20 protein-coding genes are annotated in these 22,485 nt (G+C 72.5%); 10 read left to right on the top strand and 10 right to left on the bottom strand.

Translation table 11 applies throughout. The features are described 5' to 3' along the window. Positions 1–8 precede the first annotated feature (8 nt). Together ACF07V_RS04215 and ACF07V_RS04210 are read right to left on the bottom strand one after the other, a co-directional pair. On the bottom strand, positions 9–2,276 hold the full coding sequence (locus ACF07V_RS04215; protein ID WP_392151309.1) for a heavy metal translocating P-type ATPase: 2,268 nt from the start codon (positions 2,274–2,276) through the stop codon (positions 9–11). A 198-nt stretch (positions 2,277–2,474) separates the two neighbouring features. Beyond that, entirely contained in the window at positions 2,475–2,756 is a 282-nt protein-coding gene (locus tag ACF07V_RS04210; RefSeq protein WP_351192540.1) for a heavy-metal-associated domain-containing protein, read from the bottom strand. Between the two features lie 210 nt (positions 2,757–2,966). Here ACF07V_RS04210 and ACF07V_RS04205 point away from each other — a divergent pair, with 210 nt between their 5' ends. Further along, complete coding sequence (locus ACF07V_RS04205; RefSeq protein WP_392151308.1) at positions 2,967–3,953, top strand: hypothetical protein; 987 nt, start codon at positions 2,967–2,969, stop codon at positions 3,951–3,953. A 51-nt stretch (positions 3,954–4,004) separates the two neighbouring features. Then, positions 4,005–4,697 carry a copper homeostasis protein CutC gene (locus ACF07V_RS04200; protein WP_392151307.1) on the top strand — a complete coding sequence of 231 codons (693 nt, stop codon included), beginning with the start codon at positions 4,005–4,007 and terminating at the stop codon, positions 4,695–4,697. Positions 4,698–4,987: 290 nt separating this feature from the next. On the opposite strand, the gene ACF07V_RS04195 is transcribed toward ACF07V_RS04200, so the two are convergent. Further along, positions 4,988–5,578 carry a DUF2867 domain-containing protein gene (locus ACF07V_RS04195; RefSeq protein ID WP_392151306.1) on the bottom strand — a complete coding sequence of 197 codons (591 nt, stop codon included), beginning with the start codon at positions 5,576–5,578 and terminating at the stop codon, positions 4,988–4,990. A gap of 116 nt (positions 5,579–5,694) precedes the next feature. On the opposite strand from ACF07V_RS04195, the gene ACF07V_RS04190 reads away from it, so the two are divergent. Then, positions 5,695–6,276 (top strand): TetR/AcrR family transcriptional regulator, encoded by a 582-nt coding sequence (locus ACF07V_RS04190; protein WP_392151305.1) that lies wholly within the window; start codon positions 5,695–5,697, stop codon positions 6,274–6,276. A gap of 17 nt (positions 6,277–6,293) precedes the next feature. Continuing rightward, positions 6,294–7,175: an aminoglycoside phosphotransferase family protein gene (locus ACF07V_RS04185; protein WP_392151304.1), complete on the top strand. Its 882-nt coding sequence runs from the start codon at positions 6,294–6,296 to the stop codon at positions 7,173–7,175. Here the strand turns inward: ACF07V_RS04185 and ACF07V_RS04180 are convergent. Continuing rightward, on the bottom strand, positions 7,172–7,897 hold the full coding sequence (locus tag ACF07V_RS04180) for a TetR/AcrR family transcriptional regulator (protein ID WP_392151303.1): 726 nt from the start codon (positions 7,895–7,897) through the stop codon (positions 7,172–7,174). The two genes, ACF07V_RS04185 and ACF07V_RS04180, sit on opposite strands and share 4 nt — an antisense overlap. Positions 7,898–8,004: 107 nt before the next feature. Here ACF07V_RS04180 and ACF07V_RS04175 point away from each other — a divergent pair, with 107 nt between their 5' ends. Both ACF07V_RS04175 and ACF07V_RS04170 read left to right on the top strand, forming a co-directional pair. Further along, entirely contained in the window at positions 8,005–9,090 is a 1,086-nt protein-coding gene (locus ACF07V_RS04175) for a nitrilase-related carbon-nitrogen hydrolase (protein WP_392151302.1), read from the top strand. Continuing rightward, on the top strand, positions 9,087–10,412 hold the full coding sequence (locus tag ACF07V_RS04170; RefSeq protein WP_392151301.1) for an APC family permease: 1,326 nt from the start codon (positions 9,087–9,089) through the stop codon (positions 10,410–10,412). The genes ACF07V_RS04175 and ACF07V_RS04170 overlap by 4 nt, the downstream gene beginning before the upstream one ends. Here the strand turns inward: ACF07V_RS04170 and ACF07V_RS04165 are convergent. Together ACF07V_RS04165 and ACF07V_RS04160 are read right to left on the bottom strand one after the other, a co-directional pair. After that, positions 10,409–10,810, bottom strand: coding sequence for a VOC family protein (locus ACF07V_RS04165; protein WP_392151300.1), 402 nt, complete (start codon positions 10,808–10,810; stop codon positions 10,409–10,411). The genes ACF07V_RS04170 and ACF07V_RS04165 overlap by 4 nt on opposite strands. Then, positions 10,807–12,852 (bottom strand): HelD family protein, encoded by a 2,046-nt coding sequence (locus ACF07V_RS04160; protein WP_392151299.1) that lies wholly within the window; start codon positions 12,850–12,852, stop codon positions 10,807–10,809. Before ACF07V_RS04160 ends, ACF07V_RS04165 begins: the two co-directional genes overlap by 4 nt. A gap of 229 nt (positions 12,853–13,081) precedes the next feature. Between ACF07V_RS04160 and ACF07V_RS04155 the strand changes: the two genes are divergently transcribed. Next, a complete protein-coding gene (locus tag ACF07V_RS04155) occupies positions 13,082–13,258 on the top strand; it encodes a hypothetical protein (RefSeq protein ID WP_392151298.1) in 177 nt (58 codons plus the stop codon). Between the two features lie 130 nt (positions 13,259–13,388). Next, positions 13,389–14,723, top strand: coding sequence for a CARDB domain-containing protein (locus tag ACF07V_RS04150; protein ID WP_392151297.1), 1,335 nt, complete (start codon positions 13,389–13,391; stop codon positions 14,721–14,723). 42 nt (positions 14,724–14,765) lie between these two features. On the opposite strand, the gene ACF07V_RS04145 is transcribed toward ACF07V_RS04150, so the two are convergent. Then, positions 14,766–16,400, bottom strand: a complete 1,635-nt coding sequence (locus ACF07V_RS04145) for a DNA repair helicase XPB (RefSeq protein ID WP_392151296.1) — start codon at positions 16,398–16,400, stop codon at positions 14,766–14,768. A gap of 27 nt (positions 16,401–16,427) precedes the next feature. Here ACF07V_RS04145 and ACF07V_RS04140 point away from each other — a divergent pair, with 27 nt between their 5' ends. Further along, positions 16,428–18,068, top strand: coding sequence for a recombinase family protein (locus tag ACF07V_RS04140; protein ID WP_392151295.1), 1,641 nt, complete (start codon positions 16,428–16,430; stop codon positions 18,066–18,068). 357 nt (positions 18,069–18,425) lie between these two features. Here the strand turns inward: ACF07V_RS04140 and ACF07V_RS04135 are convergent, their stop codons facing one another. Together ACF07V_RS04135 and ACF07V_RS04130 are read right to left on the bottom strand one after the other, a co-directional pair. Then, positions 18,426–18,914 carry a DUF4265 domain-containing protein gene (locus tag ACF07V_RS04135; RefSeq protein ID WP_392151294.1) on the bottom strand — a complete coding sequence of 163 codons (489 nt, stop codon included), beginning with the start codon at positions 18,912–18,914 and terminating at the stop codon, positions 18,426–18,428. Between the two features lie 50 nt (positions 18,915–18,964). Beyond that, positions 18,965–19,435: an NUDIX domain-containing protein gene (locus ACF07V_RS04130; protein WP_392151293.1), complete on the bottom strand. Its 471-nt coding sequence runs from the start codon at positions 19,433–19,435 to the stop codon at positions 18,965–18,967. 134 nt (positions 19,436–19,569) lie between these two features. On the opposite strand from ACF07V_RS04130, the gene ACF07V_RS04125 reads away from it, so the two are divergent. Then, entirely contained in the window at positions 19,570–19,818 is a 249-nt protein-coding gene (locus ACF07V_RS04125) for a hypothetical protein (protein WP_392151292.1), read from the top strand. Here ACF07V_RS04125 and ACF07V_RS04120 read toward each other — a convergent pair. Then, positions 19,815–22,442, bottom strand: coding sequence for a helicase-associated domain-containing protein (locus tag ACF07V_RS04120; protein WP_392151291.1), 2,628 nt, complete (start codon positions 22,440–22,442; stop codon positions 19,815–19,817). The two genes, ACF07V_RS04125 and ACF07V_RS04120, sit on opposite strands and share 4 nt — an antisense overlap. Between the last annotated feature and the right edge of the window lie 43 nt (positions 22,443–22,485).

Genomic DNA, 22,485 nt, shown 5'->3' with positions numbered 1-22,485 from the left:
GGAGTTCGTCAGCGGTCGGCGGCCTGGAAGCCCCGCAGGCGGAGGCTGTTGCCGACCACGAAGACCGAGGAGAAGGCCATGGCCGCGCCCGCGATCATCGGGTTGAGCAGTCCGGCCGCCGCGAGGGGCAGGGCGGCCACGTTGTAGGCGAAGGCCCAGAAGAGGTTCGAGCGGATGGTGCCGAGGGTCTTGCGGGAGAGCCGGATCGCGTCGGCCGCGGCCCGCAGGTCGCCCCGTACGAGGGTCAGGTCGCCGGCCTCGATCGCGGCGTCCGTGCCGGTGCCCATCGCCAGACCCAGGTCGGCCTGGGCGAGCGCGGCGGCGTCGTTGACACCGTCGCCGACCATGGCGACCGAACGCCCCTCGCCCTGAAGGCGCTTGACGACGTCGACCTTGTCCTGCGGCATGACCTCGGCGATGACCTCGTCGATGCCGACCTCGGCGGCGACGGACTCGGCGACCGCCTTGTTGTCACCGGTGAGCAGGATCGGGGTGAGACCGAGCGCGCGGAGCCGCCTGATGGCCTCGGCGCTGGTCTCCTTGATGGCGTCGGCGACCTCCAGGACCGCGCGCGCCTTGCCGTCCCAGGCGACCGCGATGGCGGTCTTGCCGGCCTGCTCGGCCTCGTCCTTCGCGGACTTGAGCCCGGCCGGGAGGGCCATGGCCCACTCCTCCAGGAGCTTCTCGCGGCCGACGAGGACGGCGTGGCCCTCGACGATGCCCTGGACACCGAGGCCGGGGACGTTCACGAAGTCCTCGGGGGTGGGCAGGGTGCCGACCTTGGCGGCGGCGCCGGTGGCGACGGCCTGGGCGATGGGGTGCTCGGAGGAGTGCTCCAGGGCGCCGGCGAGGCGCAGGACGTCGGTCTCGTCGACGCCTTCGGCGGTGTGGACCTTGATGAGGGTCATCCGGCCGGTGGTGACGGTGCCGGTCTTGTCGAGGACGATCGTGTCGACCTTGCGGGTGGTCTCCAGGACCTCGGGGCCCTTGATGAGGATGCCGAGCTGGGCGCCGCGGCCGGTGCCGACCATGAGGGCGGTCGGGGTGGCCAGGCCGAGGGCGCAGGGGCAGGCGATGATCAGGACGGCGACGGCGGCGGTGAAGGCGGCGGTGAGGCCCTGTCCCGTGCCGAGCCAGAAGCCGAGGGTGCCGAGCGCGAGGGCGATGACGATCGGCACGAACACGGCCGAGATCTTGTCGGCGAGGCGCTGGGCGGCGGCCTTGCCGTTCTGGGCGTCCTCGACGAGCTTCGCCATGCGGGCGAGCTGGGTGTCGGAGCCGACGCGGGTGGCCTCGACGACGAGGCGGCCGCCGGCGTTCAGGGTGGCGCCGGTGACGGAGTCGCCGACGGAGACCTCGACGGGCACGGACTCGCCGGTCAGCATCGAGGCGTCGACGGCGGAGGAGCCCTCGACGACGGTGCCGTCGGTGGCGATCTTCTCGCCCGGGCGGACCAGGAAGCGGTCCCCGACCTGGAGTTCGGCGGTGGGTACGGTGACCTCGCGGCCGTCCTTGAGGACGGTCACCTCCTTCGCGCCCAGCTGCATCAGCGCCTTGAGCGCGGCGCCCGCCTTGCGCTTCGAGCGGGCCTCGAAGTACCGGCCGGCCAGGATGAAGGCGGTGACGCCGGCCGCGGCCTCCAGGTAGATGTTCCCGGCGCCGTCGGTGCGGGCGATCGTGAACTCGAAGGGGTGCGTCATGCCCGGCGTACCGGCGGTCCCGAAGAACAGAGCCCACAGCGACCAGAGGAACGCGGCGATCGTGCCGACCGAGATCAGGGTGTCCATGGTGGCCGCGCCGTGCCTGGCGTTGGTCCAGGCGGCCTTGTGGAAGGGCCAGGCGGCGTAGACGACGACCGGGGCGGCGAGCGTGAGGCTCAGCCACTGCCAGTACTCGATCTGCAGCGCCGGGACCATCGCCATCGCGATGACGGGCACGGCGAGCGAGACGGCGGTGATCAGCCGCTGCTTGAGGGGCCGCAGCTCCTCGTCGGCCTTCTCCTCGTCGGAGGGGCCCTCGGACCCGCCGTCGGCGGCCGGGCGCTCGGGCTGCGGCTCCTGGGCGGTGTAGCCGGTGGCCTCGACGGTGGCGATCAGGTCGGCGACGTCGATGTCGGCGTCGAAGGTGACCTTCGCCTTCTCGGTGGCGTAGTTGACGGTGGCCTCGACCCCGTCCATGCGGTTCAGCTTCTTCTCGATGCGGGCCGCGCACGAGGCGCAGGTCATGCCGCCGATGGCGAGCTCGACCTGGGCGGTGCCCGGAGTGGTCGTGGTCATTTCCTGCTCCTCGGTGTAGCGGGGTTCGGGGGCCGGGGCCCGGGCGTGGGTGTACCCCCTGCTCGAGCGAAGCCGAGAGCTTGGGGGAGGTCGGGCCCCGGCGGCCGGGGTGGTGCGGGCGGCCGTCCGCCTGCCGGGCGGACCGTCGGGTACCGGGACGGGGGACGCCGGTGGGGTGTCGGTCTGCCCGGCGGCGGATCAGGCCCGGCCGGTCAGCTCGTAGCCCGCGTCGTCGACGGCCGCGGTGATCGCGGCGTCGTCGGGCTCGCCGCCGGTGGTCACGGTCACCAGGCCGCCGTCGACGTCGACGTCGACGGAGATGACGCCGTCGAGGGCGCTGACGGACTTGGTGATCGCGGACTTGCAGTGGCCGCAGGTCATGCCGGAGACGGCGTAGACGGTGACGGTGCTGTCGGCGACCGCGACGGCGGTGGTCTCCGTGGTCGAGCAGCTGTTGTCGGGGGTGCAGCAGGAGCCCATGGCTTCCTCCTCGATCGGTTCTTGTGGCCGATACCCTCGGGGGGTATTCGGTTGTGAGTCATGTATACCCCCCGGTGGTATCCGGCGCAAGTGTGGGACCGACTTGACTTGATACCCCCCAGGGGTATGGTGAAGTGCATCGGGTGGCCGCAAGCGCCACCCACGGGCCACCCCCATGCCACCCACGCATCCACGTACGGGAGAGCAGTCATGAACACCGGAGTGAAGATCACTGCCTTTGCCGCCGCGCTCGCCGCGACCTTCGGGACCGCGTACGGGGTCGGCAAGGGGGTCGGCCCCGTCGAGGAGCCGGCGAAGGCGGGTCACGGCGAGCACGCGGCGCAGGAACCGCAGAAGAAGGAGGAGGGCGGCCACGCGGGCCACGCGGAGGGCGCGACGACGGCCGCCTCGGCCCTCCCCGGCGGCCTCCAGATCTCCCAGGACGGCTACACCCTGGCCATGGAGACGCCCACGCCCGCCGCCGGCCGGAGCACCCTGAAGTTCTCCATCAAGGACGCGGCCGGCAAGAAGGTCACCGCCTTCAGCACCGAGCACGGCAAGCAACTGCACTTCATCGTCGCCTCGCGCGACCTCAACACCTTCCGCCACCTGCACCCCGTGAAGGCCGCGGACGGCACCTGGTCGGTGGACGCGGACCTGCCGGCGGCCGGCGGCTACAAGGCCTTCGCCGACTTCAAGCCGGCCGCGCCCGGGGCCAAGGGCATCACGCTGGGCGCGGACCTGTCGGTCCCCGGCGCGTACGCCCCGAAGCCGCTGCCGGCCGCGGCCCCGACCGCGACGGTCGACGGCTACCAGGTCCGCCTGGGCGGAGTCCTGGACCCGGGCAAGGCGGGCGAGCTCCGCCTCACGGTCACCAAGGGCGGGAAGCCGGTCACCGACCTGGAGCCGTACCTCGGCGCGTACGGCCACCTCGTCGCCCTGCGCGACGGCGACCTCGCCTACCTCCACGTGCACCCGAACGAGGGCGGCCCCGGCCCGGACGTCTCCTTCACGGCGACGGCCCCCAGTGCGGGCACGTACCGCCTGTTCCTCGACTTCCAGCACGAGGGCAAGGTCAGGACGGCGTCCTTCACGGTGACGGCGGGCGCGAACGGGAAGGCGCCGGCTCCGGCCGCGACCGAGACGGGTGAGACGGGTGAGGCGGGGCACGATGCGGGAGGTCACGCGCACGGCTAGTCTGGTCATTGGACTAGACCTGTAGTCGTCATTCATGGAGGAATGGGCGAGATGAGCAACCGTGCTGTCCTTGAGGTGATCGCCCTCGACGAGGAAGACGCGGTCGCAGCCCAGACCGGTGGCGCCGACCGGCTCGAACTCGTCACCGACATGGCCGCCGACGGCCTCACGCCCTCCACGGCGTCCTTCACCGCGATCCGGGCCGCCGTCGACATCCCGCTGCGCGTGATGCTCCGCCTCACCGACGGCTTCGCGGCCGGCGACGTCGACGCCCTGGCCGGCCGGGCGGCGGAGCTCCGCTCGGCGGGCGCCGACGAGTTCGTCCTCGGCTTCCTCACCCCGGACGGCGAGCCGGACCTGGTGGCGGTGGAGCGCCTGATCGCCGTCCTGGACGGCTGCCGCTGGACCTTCCACCGGGCGATCGACCGCGCCGCCGACCGCGACGGCCTCCGCAAGCGCCTCGCGGACCTGCCGGGCCTCGACACCTATCTGACGGCGGGCGCCGCCACGGGCGTCGACGACGGCCTCGCCACCCTGAAGGCCGAAGCGGCCCGCACCGGCGAGCCGGGCTACGAGCCCCAGATCCTCGTGGGCGGCGGCCTCCGCCTCGACCACCTCCCGACCCTCCGCGCGGCAGGTCTCACCGCCTTCCACATCGGCGGCGCGGCCCGCCCCCAGGGCTGGACCGCCCCGGTCTCGGCGGCGGCGGTCCGCACGTGGCGCGAGGCGGTCGACACCCCGTAGGGCCTGTCTGGCAATTCCCGCCGGGACAGGCCCTACCTGCTACCGGGGCAGCCGGTCCCGGTCGCGGTCAGGCTCCATCCGCTACCGGGGCAGCCGGTCCCGGTCGAGGTCAGGCTCCATCCGCTACCGGGGCAGCCGGTCCCGGTCGCGGTCAGGCTCCATCCGCTACCGGGGCGGCCGGTCCGGTAGCGGACAGGCCCCATCCGCTACCGGGGCAGCCGCTCCCGCGCGCGGTCAGGCTCCATCCGCTACCGGGGCAGCCGCTCCCGCGCGCGGTCAGGCTCCATCCGCTACCGGAGCAGCCGGTCCCGGTCGCGCCAGGCCGCTTCCCACTGGCGGGTCATCGCCGGGTAGACGATCGCGTACCGGAAGGGCGCGATCAGGGCCATGTAGAGGCGGCCCATGGGGCCGTTGGGCTTGACCAGGACCGCCATGCGGAGCTCGTGGCCGCCGTCGGCGGTCTCCACCCAGCCCAGGTGCATGACCCCGTGGACGGTCTTGTTCGCCAGCTCCCGGGCGCACTCGTCGTGCAGCTCGTACAGGGAGGAGAACGGGCCGGGGCCCGGGGTCGGGTCCGCCGTCGCCGTCAGCTCCTCCGGCATGCGCTCGCGCAGGGACCGGACCCGGGGGCCGAGGCCCTCCTTCGGCTTGTCCCAGCCGAGCAGGGCGCCCAGCTTCCAGCGCACCGCGAACAGGAACGCGGTCGGCCCGGTCTGCTTCGAGAGGCCGGCGCCGGCCGTGATCGCGTCGATCGCCGGCCGGAAGTCGTCGGGCCCCGCGCCCGGCATGCGGTAGGACCAGACGTCCAGGGTCGTGAAGTCGGGGACGTACTCGTGGATCCGCCACGGCCGACCGGTGTGCTCGCTGACGGGAAGTCTCATGACCGCTGCCGCCTTTCCCCTGCGTTCTATACGCTTGCGTATAACGACGAGGTCAACGATGCCAGACCTGATGTACGGAAGCGTATATTCGGTCGCCGAGTGAGGGAGGACACACCGTGGGCGCCGCACGCACACCGCGCGAACGATGGGTGGAGGAGGGCCTGACCGTCCTCGCCGCCAGCGGCCCCGACGCCGTCCGCGTCGAGGCCCTCGCCAAACGCCTCGGCGTCACCAAAGGCGGCTTCTACGGCTACTTCGCCGACCGCGACGCCCTCCTCGCCGCCATGCTCGACACCTGGGAGCGGGAGGCCACCGACCAGGTCATCGACCGCGTCCGCCAGGACGAGGGCGGCGACCCGAGAGCCCTCATCACGCTCGCCGGCATGCTCACCTTCTCCGGCGACCGGCTGCGCCCCATCGACCTCGCCGTCCGCGACTGGGCCCGGCGCGACGAGGCCGTCGCCGCCCGCCTGCGCCGCGTCGACAACCGGCGCATGGAGCTGCTCCGCGAGATGATCGGCACCTTCTGCCCCGACCCCGACGAGGTCGAGGCCCGTTCCCTCCTCGCCTTCTGCGTGGCCATCGGGCACCACTTCCTCGCCGCCGACCACGACGGCCGCACCCGCACCGACGTCCTCGCCCGCGCCGGCGACCTGATCCTGGACAGACCGAAATCCCGTGGCCCGGAAGGCGCTTGATCGCTAGCCTCGCGCGCATGACCAGCCCCCGCATCGACACCGCCCTCGTCGAGCGGCTCATCGCCGCCCAGTTCCCCGAGTGGGCGGGGCTTCCCGTACGGGAGGTGAACTCCGCCGGCACCGACAACGCGATGTTCCGGCTCGGGGACGACCTCGCCGTACGGCTGCCGAAGGCCGACTGGGCCGCCGGGCACGCCGAGAAGGAGCAGCGCTGGCTGCCGCACCTCGCGCCCCACCTCACCCTCCCCGTCCCCGTGCCCGTCGGTCACGGTCGGCCCGGGGAGGGGTACGAGCGGGGCTGGTCGGTGTTCGCCTGGCTCGACGGCGACGACGCGTACAACGCGCCGGTCACCGATCTCGCCCACGCCGCCGTCGAGTTGGGCCGCTTCGGCGTCGCCCTGCGCGGTGTCGACGCGACCGGCGGACCCCACGCGTCCCGCGGCGGCCCGGTCACCGACTGGGAGGAGGGCGCCATGGCGCCCGCCGTCAACGCCCTCGGCGCGGACGGCACCCTCGACGCCGAGGCCGCCACCGCCGCCTGGGAATCGGTGCTCCGGCTCCCGGCCTGGCAGGGTGACCCCGTCTGGCAGCACGGCGACCTGCTCCCCGGCAACCTCCTCACCCGCGACGGCCGCCTCCACGCCGTCATCGACTTCGGCGCGCTCGGTACGGGGGACCCGGCCGTCGACCTCATGGCCGCCTGGTCCCTGCTCACCCCCGACACCCGGCCCCTCTTCCGCGAGGCCGCCGAGGTCGACGACGCCACCTGGGCCCGCGGCCGCGGCTGGGCCCTGTGCTGGGGCGTGGTGACCGAGCACTACTACCGCGGGAAGAACCACGTCCTCGCCACCGTCGCCCACCGCACGTGGACGCAGGCGCTGCCCGAGTTCGCGCTCTAGATCGCCGCCGCCTGCGCGGTCGCCACGAGGATCGCCTCCACGGCCGTGTCGTACACCGCCTTCTGCCCCACGGCCGTCAGCGCGTCCGCGTGGGCGCGGGTCTCCGGGTAGTCCGCCTCCGGGAGCCGTGCGTACACCCGGCTCCAGGTCGTGTCGTCCTTGGCGCGGATCTCGGGGTTCAGTGCGCTGAGCGCCGCGGCGTGCGCGCAGAGTCCGAGCGCGGTGTCGACGAAGGTCCGGTAGAACAGCGCGGCCCGCGCCGGGTCGAGCCCCGAGCGCGTGAACGCGGCGAGCAGCAGCTCCACCATCCGCCGCTCGGCCGGGCCCCCGGTCGTACGGGCGAAGGTCAGCGCCGTGATCCCCGGGAAGCGGGTCTGGACCTGCCAGGTCGCCTCGGCGATCCGGCGCACGGTGTCCTGCCAGGGCTCCGCGTCGGGGATCTCGCCGATCTCGTCCAGCGCGAGCTCGATGGTGCGCTCGCACAGGGCGAGCAGCAGCTCGTCCTTGTCGCGGAAGAGCCGGTAGAGCGCGGTCACGTCGAGGTCGAGGGCCTGGGCGAGCCGCCGCATGGTGAGGCCGGCGGCCCCCTCCTGCCCGGCCAGCCGGAACGCGGCGTCCACGGCGGCCCCCTGGCGCCGGTTCCTGAGCTCCCGGCGGGTGGGCTGCCGCCCGTCGGTCGCGGTCGACTCCGCCGGATCCGTCGCCGCCGTGTTCTTTGCCATGGGTCTCCTCGGTCGGCACCGACCCTACAACGGCCCCTCCCGACCCCTCCACCAAAACTGACAACATCGTTGACAACAGTGTTGTGCATCGGGTTCCGTGTCCCCCCATGAGCCGATACCTACGCCTGGCCCTCGTCCAGGCGCCCGCGGAGTCCTTCGACCGTTTCGCCGAGGGGCTGCGGCGGCGGATGAAGTCCCCGAACGCCGCCGACCTCGTCGTCTACCCCGAGCTCCACCTCTGCTCCGAGGGCGTGGACACCCTGGACAGCGTCGAGGAGTACTACGCCGCCCACGCCGAGCCGCTCGACGGCCCGCGCGGCAAGGCCCTCTCCGCGCTCGCCCGCGAGCTGGGAATCTGGCTCGTCCCCGGCACCGTCCTCGAACGCGCCGACGACGGCCGCGTCCACAACACCGCCGTCGTGTACGACCCGCGGGGCGAGCTCGTCGCGAGCTACCGCAAGATCTTCACCTGGCGCCCCTACGAACCGGTCACCCCCGGCCGCGAGTTCGTCGTCTTCGACATGCCCGGCACCGGCCGGATCGGCCTGTCCATCTGCTACGACAGCTGGTACCCCGAGGTCACCCGGCACCTCGCCTGGATGGGCGCCGAGCTCGTCCTCAACCTCGTGCAGACCCCGACCTCCGGCCGCGCGCAGGAGATACCGGTCAACCAGGCGAACGCCGTCGTCAACCAGATCTGGGTGGCCAGCGTGAACGGCGCGGGCCCGACCGCCCAGGGCCGGAGCCTCCTCGTCGACCCCGAGGGCCACATCCAGGTCGCCGCGGCCGGCACGGAGGACACCACGCTCCTCTCCGTCGTCGACCTCGACCGCGTCCCGGCGGCCAGGAAGTACGGCACGGGCGGCGACTCCTGGCCCTGGGACCACTTCACGCCCGGCGACACCCCGCTGGAGCTCCCGCTCTACAACGGCCGCATCGACCCGGCGACCTGGCGCCCGACGACACCCCCGGAGACCCCGGCCGCCCTGCACCCCGCCGTACCGGTCTCCGCCGTACCGGTCTCCGCCGTACCGGTCTCCGCCGTACCGGTCTCCGCCGTACCGGTCTCCGCCGGACCGGTCTCCGCCGTACCGGTCTCCGCCGGACCGGTCTCCGCCGGACCGGGCTCCGCCGTACCGGTCTCCGCCGGACCGGGCTCCGCCGCTCCTGCGACGGGAGGCGAGGCGCGATGACGGAGGACGCAACCCGGCTCAGCGGCCGCCTCTCGCTCACCTCCGTGGTCGCCTTCGGCATCTCCTACATGGCGCCCAGCCTGGTGATGGTCATCTTCGGCGTGGTCGCCGCCACCAGCGCCGGCACCGCGCCGACCGCCTTCCTCCTCGCCACCGGCGCGATGCTCCTCACCGCCCTCAGCTACGCCAAGATGGCCGGGTACCACCCCGCCGCCGGCTCCGCGTACTCGTACGCCCGCCGCTCCATCGGCGCGCCGGTCGGCTTCCTCGTCGGCTGGGTGGTGCTCCTCGACTACCTGTTCCTGCCGATGGTCGCCTGGCTCGTCCAGTCGGTCTACCTCAACGCCCAGTTCCCGGCCGTCCCCGTCTGGGCCTGGATGCTGATCAACGCCGGCCTGACCACCCTCGTCAACGTCGTCGGCCTCGCCCTCACCGACCGCGTCAACAAGCTCCTGACGGGCGTGGCTGTCTTCCTCGTCGTCCTCTTCGCCGCGTACTGCCTGGTCCACCTCGGCCACCACGCCCCGGCGTCCTACACCCGCCCGCTGTGGAACGCCGACAGCGGTCTCGCCGGAGTCTCCGCCGCCGCTGCGGTCGCCGCCTACTCCTACCTCGGCTTCGACGCCGTCACCACGCTCTCCGAAGAGACCCGCGACGCCCGCAGGACGATCCCCCGCGCCGTCGTCCTGGTGATCGCCGTCGGCGGGCTGCTCTTCGCCGCAGTGGCGTACGTCATGCAACTCGTCCACCCGGGAGGGGTGTTCGACGCCCCCGAGATCGTCGGCTACACGATGTCCGTGCAGGTCGGCGGCCAGACCTTCGCGGACTGGACCAACCTGGCCGGCATCGTGGCCGGCTTCGGCTCCGGCCTCGCCGTCCAGCTCAGCACCAGCCGTCTGCTCTACACGATGGGCCGCGACGGCGTCCTGCCGAAGCGGGTCTTCGGCACCCTGAACAAGCGCACCGGGACCCCCGTGCTCTGCGTCCTCGCCACCGGGGCCATGTGCCTGCTCGGGCTCGACCTCTCGCTGGAGACGGCGACCTCGTTCATCAACTTCGGCGCGTTCCTGGCCTTCACCGCCGTCAACGTCTGCGTCATCGTCCACTTCGTCCGCAACCGCCGCACCCTCACCGGTGCCCGCAAGGTCCTCGGCCACGCCGTCGTCCCGGCACTCGGCGCCTGCGTCACGCTCTACCTGATGTCACAGCTCTCCCCGACCGCCCTCACGATCGGATGCTGCTGGCTCGCCGCGGGCCTCGGGTACCTCGTCCACCTCACCCGAGGCTTCCGCCGCCCCACCCCGGAAATGGCCGCCTCCTAGGAAGCGACCAGCTCCACCTCGAACCCGTCCTCGTTCTCCAGGTACGCCGCGTAGTGGCCCTCGCCGCCCGCGTACGGATGCCGGTCGGCGAACAGCAGCCGCCAGCCGTGCGTGGGTGCGTCGGCGGCGAGCCGGTCGACGGCGGACCGGTCGCCCGCGTGGAAGGCCAGGTGGTTGAGGCCCGGCCGGAGGCGGTCGTGCCGGTCCGGCGTGCGGGCCGGGGACTGCTCGACCACCAGGTAGCAGGAGCCGAGCGCCCAGCTGCGGCCGCCCTCCCAGGACTGGAAGGGCGTGTAGCCGAGCGCCCCGAGCAGCCAGCCGAGGCTCCGCTCGGCCCGCTGCAGGTCGTCCACCCACAGCTCGACGTGGTGCAGCGCTCCGACGCGCGGGGTGGTCACAGCGCGCCCAGCTGCTCGGGGAGCGGCGCCGAGTGAACGACCGTCAGGCCCGACACGGCACGGGTCAGCGCCACGTACAGCCGCCGCAGGCCGGTCCGCTCGTCCGGTTCGCCGTCGACGACGGCCGCCGGCTCGTCCAGGACCACGTAGTCGTACTCCAGACCCTTCGCGAGCGAGGCCGGGACGAGGGTGAGGCGCGACTCGGCCGTCGTCTCCTCGCCGGGGGAGAGATACGCCAGACCCGCCGCCGTCAGCGCCTCCGCGAGCGGCGCGATCCGCGCGTCGGCGGCGATCAGGCCGATCGAGCCCTCGTGCGTCAGCGCCTCCACACAGGCGGCGACGACGTCCTCGTCGAGCGCCTCGCCGGCGAGTACGGAGAGCGACCCCGGGTTCTCCCGGACCGACTCCACCGCCGCGAGCCCCGGCGACATGTGCGGAAGGAGCCGCGAGGCGTACGCGATCACCTCGCGCGGCACGCGGAAACCGGCGGTCAGCTCCTCCACCACCGCCTCCGGCTTCCCCAGGTGCCCGAGCGCCTGCGCCCAGCTCTCCGTCGCCCACGGCGTCGTGCCCTGCGCCAGGTCGCCCAGGACCGTCGCCGAACCGGTCGTGCAGCGCCGGCCCACCGCCCGGTACTGCATGGGGGACAGGTCCTGCGCCTCGTCGAGGACGACGTGGCCGAGCGAGTGCGTCCGCTCCACCAGGTCCCGCGCCTCGTCGATGAGGACGGCGTCCGCCGCCGACCACTTCGCCGTCTTCACGCTCCGCGCGGGCTTCGCCCACAGCAGCAGCTTCTGCTCGTCCTCGGTGAGCAGCCCCTCCGCGTGCTCGGCGAGGAAGTCGGCGTCACCGAGGAGCCGCAGCACCAGCTTCGCGGGCTCGACGAGCGGCCAGCACTCCTTCACGACGGCCTTCACCGCCGTGTTCCGCGCGACGGCGTTCTGCACCCGGTCGTCGGGGGCCTCGCCGGCCTCCTCCATCCGGACCAGGACGGCGTGCGCGATGCGCTGCGGGAGGGCCTCGCGGGCGGCGCCGTACCGGATGTCGCGGTCGAGCAACTCCCGTACCATCTCCTCCAGTTCGTACGCCGGGACCCGCCAGCGCCGGGAGCCGCGCACCACCATCAGGGACTCCGTCGGCAGCGTCACGTGCGAGCGGACCGCCCGCCGCAGCACCTCCGCCATCCGGGCGTCGCCCTTCACGACCGCCGTCGCCGCCTCGTCCGTGCCCCGCACCTCGACGTGCGCGACGAGGTCGTCGACCGTCGCCTGCTGCACCTCCAGCTCGCCGAGCGCGGGCAGGACCTGCTCGATGTAGTGGAGGAAGGAACGGTTCGGCCCGATGACCAGGGTGCCGGTGCGGGCGAGCCGCTCCCGGTGCGCGTACAGCAGATAGGCGACACGGTGCAGACCGACGGCCGTCTTTCCGGTCCCCGGGCCTCCCTGCACGCACACCGTCCCCGACAGGTCGGAGCGGACGATCCCGTCCTGCTCCGGCTGGATGGTGGCGACGATGTCCCGCATGGGGCCGACGCGGGGGCGCTCGATCTCCGCCTGGAGCAGCTTCGAGGTCTGTTCGTGCTCCGCCGGGTCGGAGAGGTGCTCGTCCTCGTACGCGGTGAGGTCACCGCCCGTGTACCCGAAGCGGCGCCGCAGCCCGACGTCCTGCGGGTCCTTCTTCGAGGCCTGGTAGTACGGCTGCGAGACCGGCGCACGCCAGTCGATGACCATGGGGTCGCCGTCGGCGTCGTGGACGTGCCGCCGCCCGATGTAGAAGCGCTGCCCCTCCTGCGTGGTGTGCAGGTAGTCGAGCCGCCCGAAGAACAGCGGGGTGTCCGCGAGGTCGGCGAGCGCCTTGATCCGGTCCTCGATCTGCCGCCCCAGCACCAGGGAGTTGACCCAGTTCGCGGTGACGTCCTTGATGTCGAGCGCCTCGACGTCCTCGCGCATCGCGCGCAGCGCGGCGCGGGAGGAGGTCAGATGGGCGCGCTCGCGCGCGAGCGGATCGGATTCGGACACGGACACGGACACGGACACGGACACGGTGCAGCCTCCGGGCAGGTGGATACGCGGACACGACAAGGTGGCCGCCGGTTTCCGACCGGGCGGCGGCGCTCCACGAACGGGAGGCGGGGAAGCCGACGAGTTTAACTCCGGGCGGTCGGCAGGGGCGAATCACTTTCCCCCTAAGGGGTGGGATCCGACGCGAGGGGGACCCGGGTTCCACCCCCAGGCCGATGTATCCGCAATGTCCGAATTCCATCATGGAGACATGACCGCGACGACCTTCACCCTCGTGACCACCGTCCGCCGCCCGCACCGCCTCACCACCGCCCTGCGCGCGATACGCGCCTTCGGCGGCGCCGTGGCCTCGGTCGCCCTCCTGGGCGACCACGGCCCGGCCGAGGCGGGCGTCCGGGACCCCCACCCGACGTACCGGAGCCACTGAATCCGTTCCGGCGTGCAACTGTTCGCCGCCCTCGACGGTCTCCTCATCGCATCGCTCCGTCCCCGAAGCGCATCGCTCCGTCCCGAAGCGCATCGCTTCGCCCCCGAAGCAGTGAGGAACACAGGAGATCATGAGGAAGTCCTCCTTCGGCCGTCTCGCGCGGCTCGCCGCGTGCGCCACCGCGGCCGGCCTGGTCACCGTCGGCGTGACCGCCGCACCGGCCGCGGCCGACAGCGACCAGCTGTGGATCGTGTCTCCCTGGGAGCTCGCGCTGCCCAAGGGCACCGACGGCGGCGAGGCCCCGACCGTCACGCTCGGCCTGGGGCTGTACCACGACAACCCCGACGTCCGCGTGACCGACGGCGAGCTCACCGTCGACGCCTCCGGACTGACCGGCGTCGCCGACCTCACCTGGCCGGACACCTGCGCCCCCGCAGGGATCACCTACGTCTGCTCCTTCCCCGAGGTGCCGCTGACCGGCGAAGCCCCCGTGGAGGTGAAGCTGCGCGCCGCCGCCGGCACCGAGGCGGGCGTCACCGGCCAGATCACGTACGCGGCCACGGCCCACACCGACACCGGCGCGATCACCGCGTTCGGAGGCTCCACCACCGTCCGCGTGGCGTCCGGCCCCGACCTCGTCGTCACCCAGGCCGCGCCCGTGACCGGCGTCGCCCCGGGCAGCACCGTCCCCGTACCGGTCTCCGTGGTGAACAGGGGCAACGAGGCGGCGAACGGCGTCCAGGTCACCCTCTACGTCACCCGCGGCCTCGACCTCGGCACGGTCGCCCCGCAGTGCACCGCCGAGCCGCTCGGCGAAGGCACGATCAAGGCACTCACCAAGATCGACTGCGCCTTCGACGACGTCGTGGCCCCGGGCGGCTCCTTCGCCCTGCCGACGGCGCTGCAGGCGACCACCGCCCCGTACGCGCTGTCCGAGCGCATCGACATCGGCGTGAACGCCCGCGGCGGCGCCGAGGACCTCGACCCGGGGAACAACGGCACGGTCGCGTCGATCGGCGTCACCAACACCGCGGACTTCGCCGTGCGCGGCGCGCGGCTCACCGCCGCCGCCGGCGAGACCGTCCGCGCGGACGTGACCTTCCGCAACCGGGGCCCGGCCTGGATCGCCAACCTCGGCTCCGGCGACCCGGTCGGCTCCGTCGACGTCACGGTCCCGCAGGGCGCGACCGCCACCACGGTGCCGGACGCCTGCGAGCCGCGCACCGCGGACGGCGGCTGGTGGGAGAGCGAGGTGCGCACCGGCGCGCCGCGCTACGTGTGCCGGCTGCCGATCTGGGTGGCCGAGAAGCAGACCGTGACGTTCCCCTTCGACCTGCGCGTCGACACGGTCGTCACCGGCGCGAAGGGCGCGATCACCCTGAAGCCGCCGTACGGCACGGGCTTCCCGTTCGACCCGAACGCGGACAACAACAAGGCGAAGCTGGTCCTGAACCCGGCGGTCTGACGACAGGCGTGGAGGGCCCCCGTGCGAGGCCCTCCAGGTGCCTCAGCCGAGCAGCTCGTCCGCGTCCACGATCCGGTACGCGTACCCCTGCTCCGCCAGGAACCGCTGGCGGTGCGCCGCGAAGTCCTGGTCGATGGTGTCGCGGGCGACCACCGAGTAGAAGTGCGCCTGATGCCCGTCGGCCTTGGGCCGCAGGACCCGGCCGAGCCGCTGGGCCTCCTCCTGCCGCGACCCGAACGTGCCGGACACCTGGATCGCGACCGTCGCCTCGGGCAGGTCGATCGAGAAGTTCGCGACCTTCGACACCACGAGCACGTTGATCTCGCCGTTGCGGAAGGCGTCGAAGAGCTTCTCCCGCTGCGCGTTCGACGTCTCGCCCTTGATGACCGGCGCGTCCAGGTGCTCGCCGAGCTCGTCCAGCTGGTCGATGTACTGCCCGATGACGAGGATCTGCTGACCCTCGAACTTCTTCACCAGGGCCTCGGTCACCTTCCGCTTCGTCGCCGTCGTCGCGCAGAAGCGGTACTTCTCCTCCGCCTCGGCCGTCGCGTACGCGAGCCGCTCCGAGTCGGTCAGGTTCACCCGGACCTCGACGCAGTCGGCGGGCGCGATGTACCCCTGCGCCTCGATCTCCTTCCACGGCGCGTCGAACCGCTTGGGCCCGATCAGCGAGAAGACGTCCGCCTCCTTGCCGTCCTCGCGCACGAGGGTCGCGGTCAGCCCGAGCCGCCGCCGGGCCTGGAGGTCGGCGGTGAACTTGAAGACCGGCGCCGGCAGCAGGTGCACCTCGTCGTAGACGATGAGGCCCCAGTCCCGGGAGTCGAAGAGCTCCAGGTGGGGATAGATCCCCTTCCGCTTCGTCGTGAGCACCTGGTAGGTGGCGATGGTGACCGGCCGGATCTCCTTGCGCGTGCCGGAGTACTCGCCGATCTCGTCCTCGGTCAGCGAGGTCCGCTTCACCAGCTCGTGCTTCCACTGCCGGGCGGAGACGGTGTTGGTCACCAGGATCAGGGTCGTCGCCTTGGCCTGGGCCATCGCTCCGGCCCCGACCAGCGTCTTCCCCGCGCCACAGGGCAGCACGACGACACCGGAGCCGCCGTGCCAGAAGCCGTCGACGGCCTGCTTCTGGTACGGCCGCAGGCTCCAGCCGTCCTCGGCCAGGTCGATCCGGTGCGCCTCGCCGTCCACGTACCCGGCGAGGTCCTCGGCCGGCCAGCCCAGCTTCAGCAGCGTCTGCTTGATCTGGCCCCGCTCGGAGGGGTGCACGGCGACGGTGTCGGGGTCGATCCGCTCCCCGACGAGCGGCTGCACCTTCCGCGAGCGCAGGATCTCCTCGAGCACCGGCCGGTCGGTCGTGGTCAGCACGAGCCCGTGCGTGGGGTGCTTGGAGAGCGTGAGCCGCCCGTACCGGGACATGGTCTCGGCGATGTCCACGAGCAGCGCGTGCGGCACGGGGTACCGCGAGTACTCGACGAGCGCGTCGACGACCTGCTCGGCGTCGTGCCCGGCGGCCCGCGCGTTCCACAGCCCCAGCGGCGTCACCCGGTACGTGTGGATGTGCTCCGGCGCCCGCTCCAGCTCCGCGAACGGCGCGATGGCCCGCCGACAGGCCTCGGCGAGCTCGTGGTCGACCTCCAGGAGCAGCGTCTTGTCGCTCTGGACGATCAGGCAGGACACACATACCTCCAGCGATAGGATCCTCGTGTGACAGACACCACATCCGCGCCTGCCACGGCCAGGGCCATGCCCCGTGCCCGTCGCCCGAAGGGCGTCCCGGCCAACGCGTCGGGAATGCGCGCTGCCATCTATGTCCGCCTTTCGCGGGAAACAGAAAACTCTACCTCGCCCGAGCGTCAGCGCGCGGCCTGTGAGGCACTGTGCGCGGCCCGTGGTTGGCAGGTCATAGCCGTGGAAGAGGACATCGACGTCTCGGGCTACTCGCGCGGCCTGGACCGCCCGGGGCTGCGACGCGTCCTGTCCCGCCTCTCCGAGTTCGACGTGATCGTGTTCTTCAAGATCGACCGCTTGGCCCGGTCCACGGTGGACTTCGCCGAGATCATGAAGGTCACCCAGGCGGAGGGTGTGGCTCTGGCGTCCGCCAGCGAGCCCCTGGACCTCACGTCGTCCATGGGCCGCGCGATGGCGAAGGTGATCGCGGTCTTCGCGGAACTGGAGTCCGACACGATCGGCATGCGCGTCTCCAGCGCCCACGAGCACCTGCGCCGGGAGGGTCGCTACACGGGCGGCAGGGTGCCCTACGGCTACCGAGTGGTCCCCAACCCCGACGGTGCCGGGAAGATCTTGGAGATCAACCCCGACGAAGCGAAGACGATCCACGAGATCGTGCAACGGGTTCTCAACCAGGACTCGCTACTCAAGATCGCAGTGGATCTCACGGAGTCCGACAAGCCGTCGCCCGGCCACTCCTCGCGGCAGACCACGGGCAAGCGCAGCGACTCCAAGCGGTGGTACCCCTCCACGCTGCGGAGCCTTCTCGGCAACCCGCAGTTGCTGGGGCAGGTGATCGAGGACGGCAAGCCGATCCTGATGACGGACGGGCTGCCGCTGGTCAACCGCACGCCGATCCTGGACATGGACACGTGGCAGGCGTTGCAGGACGAGCTGAGCAGGCGAGCCAATCCGGGCGACCGGCGCCGCGAAGGAACGGCGCTGCTGCGGGGGATCGCCTATTGCGCGGTATGCCACAACCGCATGTACACCTTCGTCGCCAAGGGTCGTATCCGCTATCGGTGCATCGGCCGCCTGAAGGCCCGGCAGGCAGGCACGGAGCTGACTTGTTACGGCGTGAGCATCGCGGGCGAGGGCATGGAACAGCACGTCACGGCGCTGTTCCTGGAGAAGTTCGGCGCGTTCCCCGTGGTGCGCATGGTGGAGCACGTGGGCGAGGACTTCCGTTTGCAGATCCGGCAGGCCAGGGAAGCGCTGGAGGACCTTGAGAAGGACCGGTACGACCGTGGCCTGTTCAAGGGCGAGGAGGGCGCCGCGAGGTACGCGACGCAGTACGCCAAGCTGGAGGAACGCCTGGCCTCGCTGAACGAGAAGCAGCGCACCGCGAAGCCTGCGGGCATGGAGGCGGTCCCGACCGGCCGGACTCACGCACAGCTCTGGAAGGACGCGGACACGGCGGGCAAGCGTGATCTGCTGCTGAACGCGGGGGCGTTCGTGGAAGTCGGCATGTCCCGGAAGGGCGGCCCGAGGCTCGACACATCCCGCCTCGCTGTGCACTTCGGGGAAGACGGGGCGATCCGCCGTGCGGACGCTGACGGCAAGGACGTCGAGGCGGTCATACAGCGCGCTACGGCTCAGGCGCTTGAGCTGTTCTGAGCCCGCCTGGGCACTGTTCTCGGCCCGTCGCTGGGGGAAACCCTGGTGGCGGGCCGACCGCGCTCCCTGGGGCAGCGTCGGCCTGCCGCTCTCTCAGCGGCAGAGCGATGACGGAGTGACGGTTCTCCCTACTTTTTTGATTGCACATAGAAAAACAAGAGAGAACCAGATCAAGGGCCTCATTCGTCATCCCGTCATCGAGAGTCCGAGAGGGGCGGGGTGTCGTCGCCGGAGGTGGCCCCAGGGAGGTGCTCCCTCCCCTCTTCCCGCCAGAGCGGCAGGGAGGGAGAACTCCCGCATGGCTCATCAGGCCCTTTGCGCGGAACCTTTGGCTGCCTGGAGTACGGGGTGCGCAGCTCAGGCGCTCCTCCACTCGTCGGTGGCGCTTCCGACTTCGTAGTGCCACCATCCCTCCTCTTCTCCTTGTGCTAGGAGTGCCTTGATGCCCGCGAAGTCCGCTCCGGCCGGCGCGGTGAAAGCGACCATGGGGAAGTCCTCGCTGAAGACTTCGCCCCCCAGCCGAAACGGTGAAAGGCGCTGGTGCACTGCCTGAGGGCTGCGCCCCAAGGGGCCATCGGGGACGGGTAGGACGCGAAGGGTGCAGTTGCCAGAGGGGCTGACCCGCTCGACTGCCCAGTGGAGCCCGTCGGAGTCGGTCCGGAAGCGTACGACATCGCCCTCGGCCACTCCGTCCTGGAGGAAGGGCACGTTCTTCACTGTGGCCGTGTCGTTGCTGAGCTTCGTTGCCCACAAGCCTTCGGTGTCCTGTGGGAACCACCCCTCGCGAGGAACGAAGCGGAACCACACCTTGATTTTCTCGCCCGTGCTCTCCATGGCGTCCATCATGCGGGCCCCTCAATGGCGCCGCGCACCAGGGTTGAGCGACAGGTGATCTCCTACCCCAGGTACGGGGCGGCGCGATGCTCCAGGAAGTGCCGGATTCGCAGCCGCTGCGTGTGGTGCATGGGAAGCGGGTCGAGTTCTTCGGGCGCCACGAAGCGGAGTTCTGTGCTCTCTTCCGAGATGGCCAGGGTGCCGCTGACGACCCGGGCGGTGAAGCAGACGTTGAACTGCCGGCGTACCTCTCCGTCGCTGTACGCGATGACGTGACGGGGGTCGGTGTACGTGCCGACGAGTCCTGTGATCTCGACGTCCAGGCCGGTTTCCTCTTTGACTTCCCGTACGGCTGTGCCGGGGAGGGAATCGGCCATGTCCATGGCCCCGCCCGGTAGCGCCCACAAGTCGTTGTCCCGGCGCCGTTGGAGGAGTACGTGGCCACGCTCGTCGGTGACGACGGCAGAGGCTGCGACCACCAGGCTGTTCGGCTGGGGGGCGTGCGGATCGTCGTAGTACTCGGTTCGGGCCACGGCGCTCAGCCTTCCACGGGGTGGGCCGTTTCCCATACGGCGTCGAAGCTCCCGGCGTAGGTGTCGAACATGCCCCCGTCGCCGTGGCGCCGCACGTGCCACACGGGCGCTCCGTAGGCGTTGACGCCCCACACGTGGTGGCGAGAGACGAGCGGCTCCGGGCGTCGTACGGACCGGCCGCTCAAGCCGCCGTACTGCGCGGGGCCGGCATCGAGCACCTCTGGCGCCTGGAACTGGAGCCCGCGCCCGCGCTGGTCGTCTCCGAACTGCGGGACGGTCGGTGCGCGGAGCGGCTCGTGGCCGAGGCCGGGCGGGAGACGGCGATCGACGCGCCGTTCCCGTTGAGGGCCGACCCGGGCGCCCTGGTGAACCCCGGGCGCTAGACCTGGTCGTCCGCCAGTTCCGCGACGCCCGTGATGCGGTGCAGGGGGTACGTGCGGACCTCGTCGGCCGTGTGGTCGTAGCCCGTCACGAAGCCGCCCTCCACGCGGACCGGGGCGATGACCCGCTGGCTCGCCGTGCCCTCCGCGTTCACGTAGCCGATCCACACCGCCGACCCCGTCATCGCCGCCGCCTGGACCGTCGCCAGGGTCTCGGCGGCCGAGGTGCGGGGGAGGCCGCCCGCCGCCGTCACAGGGGTCGCCGGCTCCTTCCGTACCGCCGTCGCCGCCCGGTCGCCCGCCCGGATCGCCTTCACCGCCGCGCCGAGGAGCGTGGTGTCGGGGGCCGGCGGGCCGTCGGGGACGGGGACCGGGGCCGTACGGGCCGGGGTGCGGTACGCGTCGGCGCGGGTGATCAGGACGTCGCCCTCCGCGGACTCGGCGGCCGGGGCGTACCCCATCGACCGCAGCCCTTCGAGCAGCGACGCCGGGTCCGTCTGCGCGGCCAGCACCGTCGGCGCGAGGCGGCGCAGGCCCAGGGCGGCAGAGCGCTTGTCGGCCAGGATCTCGCCGAGGACCGTGTCGTCGTCGCAGCGCACGTACGCGGAGGCCGCCCCGATCCGCAGATGGCCGTGCTTCCTCGCCACGTCGTCGATCAGGTACGCCAGCGGCTGCGGCACGGGCGTGCGGGAGTGCGCCGTGAGGAAGTCGTGCAGGTCGGAGGCCGACCGGCCGGAGTCCAGCGCGCGCCGTACGGAACCGGGCGTGAACCGGTAGACCGTCGCACCACCCTTCGATTCCACGTCCGCCAGGACCGCGAGCGCGTCGGCGAGCGGCCGCCGCAGCGGCCCCGGTGCGACGGCCGTCAGGTCCGCCTGGAGCAGGACGTGGTCGACGGCCTCGGGGAGCAGTGGCGCGAGCAGCGTCGCCGCCCGCCCGGCGGCCACCGACAGTTCGACCCGGCCGCCGTGGTCGGCGGGGGCCGCGGCCTCCGCGAGCGGCAGGTTGAGCAGCGCCCGGGCGGGCGCCGCGAGCGCGCCCCTGCCCGTGAGCCCGAGCAGCTCGGCCTCGGCGAGCGTCCAGCGCGCGAGCCGGGAACGGAGGTCGGTGGGGAGGCCGGGGTCGGGGACGGAGGCGTCGGGCGTGGCGGTCGGGGCGTCCTCGGAGGCGGCCGCGCCGCGCGTGGCCGTGCCCGTACCCGTCGTCGGCCGCGGGGGGCCCGCCTGTGTCGTGCCCCGCAGCGGCCGCTCCCAGCGCAGCCGTGCGAACAGCGTCTCGGGATCCGCCGCGGCGCCCGGTGGAAGGGTCGCGAGGAGTTCCAGGACCCGGTGCCGGACCTCCGGCGCCGGCGCGCGGTCCAGGTCCGGGCCGAGCGCGGCCAGCGTGCGGCCCTTCGCGTCCGCGCCGCCCACCAGGCCCGCGACCCGGGTCGCCATGAGCCAGGGCGCGACCAGCCGGGCCCAGCGCTCGGCGGGCGGCAGGTCGAGCCAGTCGTCGTACGCGGGCGTCGGCGCGTACCGCTCGTCCGCCTCGCCGTCCGAGGCGAGCAGCCCCGCCCCGAAACACAGCTCGAGCCAGAACGCGGCGAGCTGCTCCGTCACGTCCAGGGCCGTCGCGGTCCGCTTGAGGTCCCGTACGGCCATCCCGCCCGCCCGCAGGACCTGCGGCCCGCCCTGGTGCCAGGACTTCAGCAGCTCCTCGACCGTCGCGAGCGTCGCGTACGCCTGCCCGGCCGCCGTGCTGTCCACAACCTGGGGACGGTACTCGCGCGCCACCCCCACCACCGGCGCCACCGGCTCCGGCGCCCGGTGCGCCCGCCCGCCCCGCAGGTGCAGCGCCACCTCGCGCGGCAGCACCATCGTCCGCGCCGACACCGGAAGCAGCAGGCCCCGGTCGCGCAGCCACTGCACCGGAGGCGCCGGGTTCGCCGTCACCTCGCCGTACGGCGGACCCCACACCAGCCGGTCCAGGACGGACAGGGCCTCCGGCGACGCCTCGTCGAGGAGCGCGCCCATCCGCGCCCGGTCCGTGAACAGCTCGGTCAGCGCCGCGACCGCCGACACCGGATCGTGCGTCGCGGTCAGCCCCGCCGTCGCGATGATCTCCTGCACGCGGCCCGGCGACATCCCCGCCGTCGCCTCCGCGACCGTCGGCCCGAGCCCGGTCGGCGACGGGTGCTGCGCCGAGGGCGCGAGGAGCTCCCGCGCGGTCCGTACGAGCCGCAGCCGGTCGTCCTCGCCCCACACCAGCGCCTGCTCGCGCAGCGCCGCCACCGCGCCCGGCAGCGCCGCCTCGATCTCCGGACCGCCCTCGTCGCCGGTGAGCAGCGCGAGGAGCACGGGGTACGGGGCGGGGTCCGGGGCCACGGCCAGCGCTTCGGCCGTCTGGAGGGCGAAGCGGTCGAGCCGCTCCAGGGCCCGCACCACCGAACCGCGGGTGCCGGCGCGGGTCGCCAGCTGCGTCAGGTCGTTCGGTACGGGGCTCAGCAGGTCGGGGCGGGCGCGCAGCAGCGCGGCGAGCCCCTCGTCGCCCCGCGCGCGGAGCGCCTCCGCGAGCGTGCGGGGCGCCGCGCCGGCGCCAGTTACCTCGGGCACGTGCGCCTCCCGGTCGAGCTCACCGATCCCCATCCGGACCACGTTAGCCGCTGTCCAGGCGCTAACGTCGGGCCGT

The organism is Streptomyces sp. NPDC015661, from assembly GCF_043077765.1.
Taxonomy (GTDB): domain Bacteria; phylum Actinomycetota; class Actinomycetes; order Streptomycetales; family Streptomycetaceae; genus Streptomyces.
Note: the sequence above shows the minus strand (reverse complement) of the source record. Positions and strands in the feature narration are given on the sequence as shown.